This window comes from Rhodococcus sp. BUPNP1, assembly GCF_002215235.1.
In the GTDB taxonomy this organism is placed as follows: Bacteria; Actinomycetota; Actinomycetes; order Mycobacteriales; family Mycobacteriaceae; genus Rhodococcus.
On record NZ_NERM01000035.1, the window covers coordinates 1 to 12,143 of the forward strand.

General features: G+C 61.2%; 11 protein-coding genes. 4 read left to right on the forward strand and 7 right to left on the reverse strand.

Annotated features, from left to right (window positions below; genetic code table 11):
• The 3 genes from B9C99_RS23050 to B9C99_RS23060 all read left to right on the forward strand — a co-directional run.
• Positions 1-108: helix-turn-helix domain-containing protein (locus B9C99_RS23050; RefSeq protein WP_143543590.1), on the forward strand; the 108-nt coding region annotated here is incomplete at its 5' end.
• A 143-nt stretch (positions 109-251) separates the two neighbouring features.
• On the forward strand, positions 252-1,397 hold the full coding sequence (locus B9C99_RS23055) for an acyl-CoA dehydrogenase family protein (RefSeq protein ID WP_088899468.1): 1,146 nt from the start codon (positions 252-254) through the stop codon (positions 1,395-1,397).
• A 209-nt stretch (positions 1,398-1,606) separates the two neighbouring features.
• Positions 1,607-3,253 carry an NAD(P)/FAD-dependent oxidoreductase gene (locus B9C99_RS23060; RefSeq protein WP_088899469.1) on the forward strand — a complete coding sequence of 549 codons (1,647 nt, stop codon included), beginning with the start codon at positions 1,607-1,609 and terminating at the stop codon, positions 3,251-3,253.
• Between the two features lie 418 nt (positions 3,254-3,671).
• Here the strand turns inward: B9C99_RS23060 and B9C99_RS25975 are convergent, their stop codons facing one another.
• The 3 genes from B9C99_RS25975 to B9C99_RS23070 all read right to left on the reverse strand — a co-directional run bounded on the left by B9C99_RS25975 (position 3,672) and on the right by B9C99_RS23070 (position 6,111).
• A complete protein-coding gene (locus tag B9C99_RS25975; RefSeq protein ID WP_172415067.1) occupies positions 3,672-3,845 on the reverse strand; it encodes a hypothetical protein in 174 nt (57 codons plus the stop codon).
• Positions 3,846-4,814: 969 nt separating this feature from the next.
• On the reverse strand, positions 4,815-5,741 hold the full coding sequence (gene nudC / locus B9C99_RS23065; RefSeq protein ID WP_088899470.1) for an NAD(+) diphosphatase: 927 nt from the start codon (positions 5,739-5,741) through the stop codon (positions 4,815-4,817).
• A 73-nt stretch (positions 5,742-5,814) separates the two neighbouring features.
• Positions 5,815-6,111 (reverse strand): Dabb family protein, encoded by a 297-nt coding sequence (locus B9C99_RS23070; protein ID WP_088899483.1) that lies wholly within the window; start codon positions 6,109-6,111, stop codon positions 5,815-5,817.
• Between the two features lie 431 nt (positions 6,112-6,542).
• On the opposite strand from B9C99_RS23070, the gene B9C99_RS23075 reads away from it, so the two are divergent.
• Positions 6,543-7,475: an alpha/beta hydrolase gene (locus B9C99_RS23075; protein ID WP_060655084.1), complete on the forward strand. Its 933-nt coding sequence runs from the start codon at positions 6,543-6,545 to the stop codon at positions 7,473-7,475.
• 428 nt (positions 7,476-7,903) lie between these two features.
• On the opposite strand, the gene B9C99_RS23080 is transcribed toward B9C99_RS23075, so the two are convergent.
• From B9C99_RS23080 to B9C99_RS23095, 4 genes are all read right to left on the reverse strand, one after another.
• Positions 7,904-8,704 carry a crotonase/enoyl-CoA hydratase family protein gene (locus B9C99_RS23080; RefSeq protein ID WP_088899471.1) on the reverse strand — a complete coding sequence of 267 codons (801 nt, stop codon included), beginning with the start codon at positions 8,702-8,704 and terminating at the stop codon, positions 7,904-7,906.
• Positions 8,705-8,870: 166 nt separating this feature from the next.
• On the reverse strand, positions 8,871-9,776 hold the full coding sequence (locus B9C99_RS23085) for an alpha/beta hydrolase (protein ID WP_088899472.1): 906 nt from the start codon (positions 9,774-9,776) through the stop codon (positions 8,871-8,873).
• 392 nt (positions 9,777-10,168) lie between these two features.
• Positions 10,169-10,453, reverse strand: a complete 285-nt coding sequence (locus tag B9C99_RS23090; RefSeq protein WP_088899473.1) for a YciI family protein — start codon at positions 10,451-10,453, stop codon at positions 10,169-10,171.
• A 276-nt stretch (positions 10,454-10,729) separates the two neighbouring features.
• Positions 10,730-11,977 (reverse strand): CaiB/BaiF CoA-transferase family protein, encoded by a 1,248-nt coding sequence (locus tag B9C99_RS23095; RefSeq protein WP_039584513.1) that lies wholly within the window; start codon positions 11,975-11,977, stop codon positions 10,730-10,732.
• Positions 11,978-12,143: the final 166 nt, after the last annotated feature.

Here is a 12,143-nt window from a genome sequence, read left to right on the forward strand (position 1 = left end):
TCCGACGGCAACAAATCCCTCGCCGCCCACCGACTCGGTGTGGCCCGCTCGACCCTCTACCGCAAGATCCGCGCACTGGGCCTGGAAAACGAAACGTTCGGTTCCTGACCCCTGAAACACTCTGTCGCATAACGGGACATCTCCAACGGCACGGTGAACGAGACGATGATATGGGGTAGGCAATCACTCCTTGCCTCCTCACATCGTCCGTCTGGACGGTGACGTCCACCCGATCCGAAGGATGACCCATCATGAAGCGAACGGTGTACGGCGATGATCACGAGGCTTACCGACACTCTGTCCGCGAGTTTCTCGCTCGATGGTTCGAGCCCCTGGCCGCCGACGTTCGTGCCAACAGGGCATTGCCGCGAGAGTTCTGGCTTGCCGCGGGTAAGCACGACCTGTTGGGACTCGAAGTACCCGAACGATATTCAGGTGTCGAGGCAGGGGATTATCGCTTCAATGCGGTTCTCATCGAGGAATTGGCCAGGATGAACGCCGCGTTGGCGTCGAGCGTGAGTATTCACTGTGACGTCGTGGCGCCGTATCTGGTGCACCTGACCACCGACGAACAGAAGGCCAGGTGGCTCCCAGGACTGTGTTCCGGGGACGTGCTCACTGCCATCGGAATGACCGAACCCGGTGGGGGATCGGATCTGGCCGCACTGAAGACCACCGCAGTGCGGGACGGCAACGGGTGGTTGCTCTCGGGTGCCAAGACATTCATCACCAACGGTTACTCTGCAGACCTGGTGATCATTCCTGCACGTACCTCTCCATCGAAGAAGGCCAAGGGAATTACCCTCTTCGGCGTGGACACGTCCTTGCCCGGATTCGAGCGTGGCCGCAAACTCGACAAGGTCGGACAGGACGAAGCAGACACCGCTGAACTCTTCCTCGACCGGGTGCGCGTCACCGATGACGACGTGATCGGCGAGCTCGATCGAGGATTCATCCACATGATGTCCTTCCTGCCCCAGGAACGACTCGGATGCGCCATTGCCAATCTCGCGCACGCTGCGCAGATTCTGCTCGAGACGATCGACTACTGCCGAGAACGGAAGGCATTCGGGCAGTCCATCGGAACGTTCCAACACAACAAGTTCTTGCTTGCCGAACTGGTGACACAGCTCGACGTGACACAGGCCTACGTCGACCGCTGCATCGAAGCCCACTCGGAGGGGATGTTGACACCGATCGATGCGGCCAAGGCGAAGTGGTGGACTGCGGAGATCCAGAACCGGATCCTCGATCATTGTGTGCAACTGCACGGGGGATACGGCTACATGAACGAGTACCGAGTGGCACGAGCCTGGCGGGATGCCCGGGTCACGAAGATCTGGGCGGGATCGAACGAAATCATGAAAGAACTGATCGGTCGCGATCTGGGCTTCTGATCTCGGCGTCGAGTACCGATCGTTCTGTCGTGAGTGCAGCGGGTTCGAATGTCGCACGGTAAGCGAATTAGTTTGTGCTGCTTACTAATACGTGTGTCGTATCGGATTGTCTTGACTCGATTTCGGACACTTCACATCACATGTTCGCTTCTACCGTCGTAGATGTCCGGGCGGAAACACCCGTCCCGGGAAATCTCCAGGAGGACCACATGACCGAATCCCAGGTCGCCACAGCGACCCGCAGCGGCTCGCACTCGAACAATGACGTACTCGATGTTCTGATCATCGGGGGAGGATTCTCCGGCCTGTACGCATTGGACCGACTGCGCGATCTCGGTTTCACCGTCAAAGTCTGGGACGCCGCGGGTGGATTGGGCGGAATCTGGTGGTGGAACTGCTATCCCGGAGCCCGTACCGACAGCACCGGACAGATCTACCAGTTCTCGTACAAGGACCTGTGGAAGAAGTACGACTTCACCGAACTGTATCCGGGTCACCAGGGGGTTCGTGAGTACTTCAACTATGTCGACGCACAGCTCGACCTCACCCGCGACGTCGTGTTCGACACTTTCGCCGAAGCATGCACGTGGGACGAGGAAAGCCGCCAGTGGACCGTACGGTCCGCCGACGGCAAGATCCAGAAGGCACGGCAGGTCATTGTTGCCACAGGATTCGGCGCCAAGCCGCTGTATCCGAATCTCGAAGGGCTCGATTCCTTCGCCGGTGAGTGCTACCACACTGCGCGCTGGCCTCAAGAGGGCGTGGATATGAGTGGCCGCAAAGTTGTCGTCATCGGTACCGGCGCCAGTGGTGTACAGGTCGTCCAGGAGGCAGGTCATGTCGCCGAACACGTCACCGTGTTCCAACGCACCCCGAATCTGGCACTTCCGATGCAGCAACGCAAACTCACCCCTGACGACAATGAGCACTTCCGGAAGGGACTGCCCGAGCGGTTTGCTACGCGCTACAAGGCGTTTGCCGGCTTCGACTTCGATTTCATTCCGCAGAACGCCACCGACCTGAGTAAGGAAGAGCGCGACGCGATCTACGAGAAGATGTGGGCAGAAGGTGGTTTCGAGCTGTGGCTCGGAAACTTCCAGGACATCCTTGTAGATGAGGAGGCCAACCGTACGTTCTACGACTTCTGGCGTGGCAAGGTCCTCGAGCGGGTCACCGACCCCAAGAAAGCGGCAATCGTCGCACCGGAGACGCCTCCGCACCCCTACGGCGTCAAGCGTCCCTCCCTCGAACAGGACTACTTCGATGTCATCAATCAGGACAACGTCGATGTCATCGACTCCAACGTCACGCCGATTCGACGGGTGCTGCCCCATGGTGTCGAAACCGACGACGGTGTCATCGAATGCGACCTCCTCGTACTGGCAACAGGGTTCGACAACAACCGTGGTGGGATCATGGCCATCGATATCACCGGCGTCGACGGCCTGACGATTCAGGACAAGTGGAAGTCCGGTGTCGACACGTGTCTGGGCCTGTCAACCCGCGGATTCCCGAACATGATGTTCCTGTACGGACCTCAGAGCCCGTCCGGGTTCTGCAACGGCCCGACATCTGCCGAGTACCAAGGCGAAATCGTCGTCGAATTCCTCGAGCACCTGCGCGAGAAGGGTGCGACACGGTTCGAGAACACCGAAGAGTCCGAGAAGCAGTGGCGCGCACACGTCGACGAGCTTTTCGTGAACTCGATGTTCACGAAGGCACGTTCCTGGTACTGGGGTGCAAACGTGCCCGGTAAGCCGGCACAGATGCTCAACTACTCAGGGGGAGTCCCTCAGTACTTTGCTCGTTGGGAAGAAATCAAGTCCAACGGTTACGACACCTACGAGACCGACTGACGAGACGGACACGCTTGGGCTACTGGGTCCCCCAGTAGCCCAAGCGCATCCGCTCGACGGGGTTCGCTGCCCTGATCCCGATGGGCATCGACTGCGTCGATGGGGCAGTGATGGAACTGAGAGAGCATTGTCTTCGAGCAGGTTTCGCCAGAGGCGAGGCGGGCGCGAGCATCGGTGATGCGGTCGCGATGTACGCGAGACGAATCAAACGCCAGCACACGAACACGACGTGGATCGCCCAAGCGAGATCTGCGACTGTCCAGAGTTCTGGTTCGAACCGAACCGATGACGGACCTGGAAGGGTGTAGCCACGACCCTGACGTGCAAGAAGGCGCTGTGACGGAACGACGGGACCGGCCTGATGTGGAGGCAGAAATGAGCCTTCATCTGCTGTCAGAGCATCGTGGGGCACGCGTCCTCACACACACCCGCTACGGAGCCGCTGCCCTCTTCTCGTGCCGGTGCACCGGATGATGGGCGCAGCCTTGCGGTGTTCGGCACGCACTCCGGCGAGGTCGTCAACTTCCTCCGCCGCGAAGCGGGCACCGTCGTCGCGGTATTTCCGGCCGATCCGGTCGATCGTGTCGGCCATCAAACATGGTCGCGGCAACGACCGATGCCACCGGGACTTGCGATTTCCCAGGGCCGAAGACAACCGGCCCACCCGTCGGCGGTGCCCGGCCGGCGCCGGGACATCGAGTGGGCAGTCGTATACATGATCTGCTGCTCGCCGGGTCGGTAACACCGTCAGGGCGGCGGACAGAGCAGAGCCCGCATCATCGGCTTCTATGGCAAATCGCAGCGAGGATGTCCCGTCGATATCGCGGGAAGATCGAAACACCCGTAGCCCTGGCTCACGGGATCCCGGCGCCCGACGATCCGCCACGAACACCACCGCACCCGGTCCTCCGAGCCCCGAGCCGCGAGCCGCGCTGACGTGTCGGGGGATCGAGCGAAGGTCACCGACAAGGCGGCATCGACAAATGGACGGAAGGCCCCGCTTCGACTATCGGTCGATCGCCGAAGCGGGACCCCGGCAGCCCGAACGCAGGGGGATATCGGGATCTGCCCGTGCCCGGAGATGGAGGCACGCCGCCTCACCGCCACTGCATGCACACCGCGGGGCGACCATGTTGCCCGTGGTGGATGCTCGTGGGACGAACCGCCGACAAGTGGGCCGCGCCAGCTGGCAACCACAATACTGTCGACGCGAAAATTATACTCAATTCCGTTATACAACACCAGTATTCGTTTATACTCTGCTGAGCTGCATCACCTCCCCTTGGGTGAGCGGCCAATCGTCGCCGATGGGAGTCCTGTCAGCGGCGGCTGACAGGACTCAGCACCGACACACCCGAGGAAAAGCGCGCACGATGCAGATCAGGACTGCCGCAGCGCGTGCCCTCACCATGCGACTCCGGATCGTCGTCCACAAGCGACCCTTACATCACGATGGCAGCCCCATGGGATCCCACCGAGCCGGGGCCGAAACCCCAACAAAGGCCGATCCCTCCGAAGCAGCGCTGGCCGATGACAGGTCGGCGGCGATCAATCCGGACGTTCAGCCAGCAGTTCGCACCCATGCCTCGAGCATGCGCCGTGCGATCGAGACCTTCCCCGGCAGCAACACGGGCGCATCGACCGAACTAGCCCAGTCGCCGGCGGCGAGGGCCTCCTTCACCTCCGCGCGGGAACACCACACAGCCTCGCAGATCTCACCATCACTGAAGATGAGCGGTTCTCGAGGATTGGCGACGGCATGGAAGCCGAGCATGAGGGAACGCGGAAACGGCCATGGTTGACTTCCGACGTAGGCCACGTCGGAGACAACGAGACCGACCTCTTCCGCAATCTCCCGCGCCACACAGCTTTCGAGCGACTCACCGGCCTCGACGAATCCCGCCAGCGTCGAGAAGTTCCGCGCCGGCCACGCCGCGTGTCGCGCCAACAGCACGCGGTCCGCCCCGTCATGTACCAGACAAATGATCGCAGGATCGGTCCGCGGGTACTCCTCCCGACCGCACGCAGTGCACACACGCGTCCAACCACCCGAGGTGATCGTCATCGGCGCCCCGTCCTTGGCGCAGAAGTGGGATTCGTCCTGCCACATCAGCAGGGCTTGCGCGGTGAGATACCGTTCGGCATCAACAGCATCGAAGAACGCGCCGTGTGACCGCAGGTCACCGAACTCGATGCCCGCGCTCTCCATGGGGGCATCCGTGAGAAACTCGTCCCGTACAGCCCATTGATGCACTGTACCAACAACTCCCAACAAGACCGCGTGTGTCGGAGGTTGGGGACAATAGTCGGCAGCCGACTCGAGGAGCAGTTGTCCATCGATGATGCGAACCTGACCGGCACCGTTCACGCGAAGCAGCCGCGCATCCGGCCATGCCCTCGCCTGCGCGGTCGCATCGTCACGTAGCGCCACAGGGCGACTCAAGACATCACCAGGAAGGGCACCCCCGACACCGTCAGCGTTCACCACTGATCACAACCTTCCGCAACGAGCGACCATGTCGACCGGCACTTCGTTCGTGAGCGTGCGGCCGGCACTGCCGTCAGGCAAACTCGAACTGGATCGACGAGTACGATTCGGACATCACCGAGATGAATTCTTCAACGAGGCGAACATGATCGGGATGGGCCAGATATGCGCGGAAGGCGGGGACGTCTTCGAAAATCGCAGATATTGCATAGTCGCCGATCCCGGGCTTGAGGGCGAGGTCCCTTCCGTAACGAAACTCGACGACCTGGGGAATGCTCGCCGATATCGCGTCAAGAGCCTTGTGGAACGATTCGACCTGCTCGTCGGTGATGTCCTTCTTCCATGTGAATGTCACGACGTGATGCAACATGATAATCCCTCTCTGGAAGCATAATTCGAGCTCGACACCCGAAGTGGGCGGCACGTTTTTCAGAGCCGCTGATGTGTCCTCACCATGACGTGCGGCGACCGAACATCTTTCCCCGCAGCCCGCGGACGTACAGGGAACCCATTTCTCGAGAGCACCTCGAGGGTGAACCCGTTCTCCGGTGGGTCCCTCGCGGTGCCGGGCGCGTCATCGAACGGTGATGGTGAGATTCTGGCCGTCTGTGGGTCACTTGGGTGACGGTAGAACAGTGATGGACCTTCGGTGTGTCCGATTGTGCAACACACATCTACGAGAACCGGGACAGACGGACAGTTGTGTTGTTTTCGGACACTCGTCCGCTCTGACCTCCTCGTAGTGTGACTCCACCGAATCGGCGATTGACCAAGTCCGCCTATCACATCAAGGAGATCACCATGGCACTCGATCCTGTAGTCGAGCAGTTGATAGACACGTTGAACGAGCAGGGACTGAAGTCGTTCGAGCAGATGAGTGTCGCTGAAGTCCGTGAGGTCATCGAATCCTTCAGCGGACTGCAGGCGCCGAAAGCGGATCTTGCTCGTGTCGTCGACACGGTCTACCCCGGACCGGATGGCGACCAGGCCGTGCGTCTGTACATTCCGGAGTCCGATGCGCCCCTGCCGGTTGTGGTGTACATCCACGGCGGCGGGTGGGTTGCGGGCAGCCTCGACGTTACCGAGCAGCCTTGTCGCGCGCTGGCCGCGGACGCCCGAGTCATCGTGGCCGCCGTGAGTTACCGGCTCGCTCCCGAACACAAGTTCCCTGCCGCACCCGAAGACGCGTTCGCTGCTTTGAACTGGGTAGTCGACAACGTCGCCGACTTCGGTGGTGATGCGACGCGTGTCGCCATCATGGGCGACAGTGCCGGTGGCAATCTCGCCGCCGTCACCGCACTTCGGGCACGTGATACCGGCTCACCGGCCCTATGTGCTCAGGTGTTGGTCTATCCGGTTATCGACGGCACGGCACGCTTCCCGTCATGGGAGGAGAATGCCGAGGGATACCTGATCACCGCGGCAGCAATCGGCTGGTTCTGGGAGCAGTACCTGGCCACACTGGAAGACGCCGAGAACCCGTACGCCTCGCCGGCCAAGGCGAAGAGTTTGGCGGGGCTTCCTCCCACGCTGATGTTGGTCAACGAGTACGAGGTCACCCGCGACGAATGCCTGAACTACGGGCGGATGCTGACCGAACAGGGTGTCCCGGTCCAGGTCGAACTGTATAGCGGTCTTGTCCATGGCGTGTACTGGATGACTGGTGCAGTTCCGCGCAGCGCTGAATTGCACAGCGCGGTTGTCGAATTCCTCGGCAAACAGTTCGCTCGCTGAGTACGAGTAACCGGTGGCTGTGCCGCAGTCATGTGCTACGAGCACAGCCGCCCGTTGCTCGCTCAGCGCGTGCCCGCCGGCGTGTTGCACTCAGGTCCTCGTGGAGCCCATGCCTGGTCCAGCCGCCGGCTCCTCGAAGTGGCGGGCCCGCCGGCACACAATCTTCGAGCGCTGGATGTGCACGAGACACGAATACGGTCGTCGGGTTCCTCTTCGGGCAACTCAGTGAGGTCGAGACGTCCGAACTCGGGCGGGTGAACATCATGCTCCTCGTCCTGCCCCTGGCACTGAGGTAACAGTCAGTAGACCAGTGCTCGATCGAAGAGGACTCGTCGACCTTCACGACATCGTTCCTGTTGATGCGATTGCCTTGCCGAACGTCCACGTGTCCGCACCGCTGATCGAGGAGCTTTCTACGTGAGGCATCGTCACTCGCCGGTGAATGCGGCAGGGCGCTTCTCCATGAGGGCGTTGACTGCTCTCGTGTGATCGGTGGTCTGTTGAACCAGCGCCTGCAGAGCAGCGGACAGTTCGAGGAGACTGTCGAGGCTCTGGTGCTGCCCTTCACGCAGGAGTTTTTTGGCCATCCGTACCGAGTGCGGAGGATTGGCGGCCACCCTGTTGGCGAGAGCACGAGCTTCGTCGAGCAGCTGATCGGGAGGAACGACGTTCGAGACCAATCCCCACTCGAGAGCCTGTGTTGCGTCGACACGGTCACCCGTGAGAATCATCTCGGCCGCCCGCGCCATACCGACCGCCTTCGGCAACAACCACGCACCCCCGTCACCCGGGATGATGCCCAGCTTGACGAAGCTCTCAGCAAAGAACGCTTTTTCGCTGGCGATTCGGAGGTCGCACATGAGGGCAAGATCGCACCCGGCACCGATTGCAGGGCCGTTCACCGCTGCAATCAAAGGTACGTCGCAGTTGTACATCGCTCGTGGGATCCGTTGTATCCCGGCGCGATAGCCATCGCGTTGTTCGTGAGGCTTCCCGCCGAACAGTCCCCGGCGATTCGCCATGTCCTTGACGTTGCCGCCGGCGGAGAAGGTCGATCCCGCGCCGGTGACAATGACAGCGCGTACCCCGTAATCGGCGTTGACGGCATCCACGCATGCGACCAATGCGTCGACGACATCCATCCCTGAGACTGGGTTACGTTCAGCCGGCCGATTGATCGTCCACGTTTCGATGAATCCGTCGCGTTCTACGAGAACTGGATTTTCCATGTATGTGTCTTCCCGATCTTCACTGCAATCGATGGTTCGGATAGTGCACTGCTGACTGGCATGCGAACGGACTCGGCGGCGGTCTGGTCGAAGCAGACCGCCGCCGAGACACGTTCCTCTTTCGTGGGCGCGCTGTGCTTTCAGTTGCACGCCCTACATGCGGTGTTCAGGCGAGCCCCAACTTCGGCCGTAGCCACTGGGCGATCCGGTTCAGTGCCTGATCCGCCTCGGGTGCTCGTCCCGCGTTGAAGTGGAAGACATGCTGCTGTTCGTCGACCACGTCGAGCACGGCTTCGCTCCCTGCCTTTTCGATCAACTCGACGACCCGGCGCGAGTCGTCGAGCAGAGTCTCATAGCCGCCGACCGATACATAGACGGGAGGGAAGTCTGTGTAGTCCCTGAGCAGGGGGTTTGCCCGCGGGTCCGTCGCTTCCGAGAGGTCGGTCAGGAAATTCTCCCGCATCATCTCGAGGACTGCCCTCTTGGCCAGGACGTCGACTGCGTCGTTCGATTCGATCGTCAACCCCTTGATCTCCATATCGAGCCACGGCGAAAGAGCGACAACGGCGGCCGGAGTGGGAAGTGCCATACCCGCAAGTTCGAACACGGTCGAGATGGCGAGATGTGCGCCTGCCGAGTCGCCGACCGTCGCCGTATGTTCTGCCTTGTAGCCCTGCGTACGGAGCCACTTGTGCACGGCAATGCAGTCTTCGAGCTGTGCTGGATGCTTTGCCTCCGGCGCGAGCCGGTAGTCCACCACGAGTGCGTGAACTCCTGCCAGCTTGGCGAGGTGTGCGGCAAGCTTGCGATGGGAAAAGCGTGAACCTGTCACGAATCCGCCGCCGTGCGTGAAGACGATCACCCGGTCTTCGGCGGCGCCCAGCGGCTTGGCCCATGTTGCCGGCACACCGTTGGCTGTCACTTCTTCATACGTGACATCGGTGGGTTCGATGGTGGGAAGATGCCATTCTTCGAACATGTCTCGCTGACCTGCGAGATCCATACCTTCGGACCGTCGAAGCCAGGACGAGTACAGGTCGTTGAGGAACAGCGATTCTTTGCTCACGGACATGTGTTGCTCACTTTCATCACCGGTCGAGAAGGAAATTGACTGATCAGGAAGGCGTGAAGCTGGTGTATCGCGTACGCACGGTGTCACCCCACCCAGTCGGCTGATCAGAAAAGGCCGCTAGGGAAGGTCAACGATTGCCTCGGATTGTCGAAATGTCGGTACTCATCGATCGCCACATCGGTTCGGCGTCGAGGCTTGCGCCGTCGAGGCGGTGATGTGATGGTTCCGCGATGTCGCTGATCGAACTTTTCGCATCCGTCGCTCACTATGCGAACGCACAGATGCAAGTTGTACGGGTCGTTCGTGCCGACGCTACTGGAAGAGTGCTGATTGCAACTCAATGTAGAGATGCTGCAACTTCTTTCCATCGAGGTGGAGCAGCCGGGTCGTCCTCAGATCCCTACGAGAGGTCCGATGACGGGCTTCCACTGGTAGATGCTCTGGTCGATGACAACACCCTGCGTGACATAGGGGTCCTCGGCGAGCAGGGCCTGCAGGTCGTCTTCGCTGTCCGCCTTGAACACGAGCAGCGCGCCGGCTCCGTCGGCCCAGGCGCCCGCTTCCTGTAGCACGCCTTTGGCGGCCGCGTCCTTGACGAAGACCAGGTGGTCGGCATGGGCGGCCTCTTTGACGGAGGCGTCAGTGGTGTACGACCAGATAACAGCGAACAGGGCCATAGTCACTCCTTGAGTGGGATACGGGATGTGAAACGGTGCGGATATTCAGGGAGAATGCGCACCTTGGAACGCTAGAAGCAGGGATGAGGTCACCAGTGTCCTATTTTGCAACACCTGTTGGTGAATGACGACGAATGCAAAACGGAGAGAACGCGATCGGCGTTGAACGGCCGAACGACGATTTGGCTTGCATACGGTCGGTGACCTTGCCGGCAGCTGTGTGTGGAACCAGCTCTGCTGGTAGGCATGGCCAAGATCCGCCGTGCAGGTGAGCTGTTACTCGGGCAGTGCCCCGGCGGCGCGCAGCTGCTCGATATCGTCTTCGAGAAGTCCGAGTTCTGTTAGCACAGTATCGGTATCGGCGCCACGGTCGCGCGGCCCGAACCGCACAGCACCGGGGGACCCAGCGAGTTTGACGGGTACGCCGAGACCCCGGTAGCCGTCACACTCGACCACCATCTCGCGGTGACGGACCTGCGGTAGCGAAAGGGCCTCTCCGACATTGTTCACCGACCCCGACGGTACGCCGGCTCGCCGTAGCAGGGCCGCCAAAGCTTCGCGCTGCCAAGTTTTGACGAGGCCGCCGAGGATGTCGCGCAGTTGAGCTGCGTTTGCCATCCGGTCGGAGTTGGTGACGAATCTCGGGTCGTCGGCCAGGTCTGAAGCGTCGAGCGCCACGACCAGAGCGCGGAATTGCCGGTCGTTGCCGGCACCGATGAAGAAGGGGCCATCGGCGCAGGTGAACGTTTCATAGGGACAGATCGTCGGGTGTGCCACGCCCGTCCGCTCCGGCGCGACGCCGGTGGCAAACCACTTGCCGGCGTGTGGGTGCAGGATCGACACAGCGTTGTCGAGTAGTGCCAGATCCACGAGTTGCCCGCGTCCGGTCTTTTGCCGCACGTGAAGTGCCATGAGGATGCCGTTCACAGCGTTGAGACCCGTGATGATGTCGACCAGAGGGATCCCGATCCGCATGGCATCACCGTGGGGCTCACCGTTGATGCTCATCAGCCCCGACAAGGCTTGGAGAATTGCGTCGTAGCCGGGAGCACCACCGAGCGGCCCGTCGACTCCGTACCCGGTGATTCGACAGTGCACGAGTCGCGGGAATTCGGCGGCGAGCACGTCGTCGTCGAGTCCCCACTTCGCAAGGGTGCCCGCCTTGAAGTTTTCGATGACGACATCGGCTTCGGCAAGCATCGTGCGCAGCAGTTGTTGGCCGGCCTCGGTACGCAAATCCACACTGATGTTCCGCTTGTTGCGGTTCAAGCCATCGAAGTAGGCGCTGTGGTCATCCTTGACGAAAGGCGGGCCCCAGCTGCGTGTGTCGTCACCAGTAGGTGGCTCCACCTTGATCACGTCGGCACCGTGGTCGGCGAGCACTTGCGCGCACAGCGGGCCGGCCAGCACCCGCGAAAGATCGACGACCCGGATGTCGGTGAGTGCGCCGGTCCGTGGACGCAGAGTCTCGGATGCGGATTCTCGAGTCTCGGCCGGGAGGATGGCAGATGAGGATTCAGGCATGATTGCTCATTCTGTGCGGTTGGAAGTCGCTGGCCTCCGGAGGGAGGGACAAAGCATGAACGGAGTATTCTCAGCCATCGCTGACCTGCATCGACCGCGGGTAGTTGCCCATAGTCAGCGACGCTGAAGACGACGGGCATGCTCCGTGTAGCTACTCGTTCCTTCC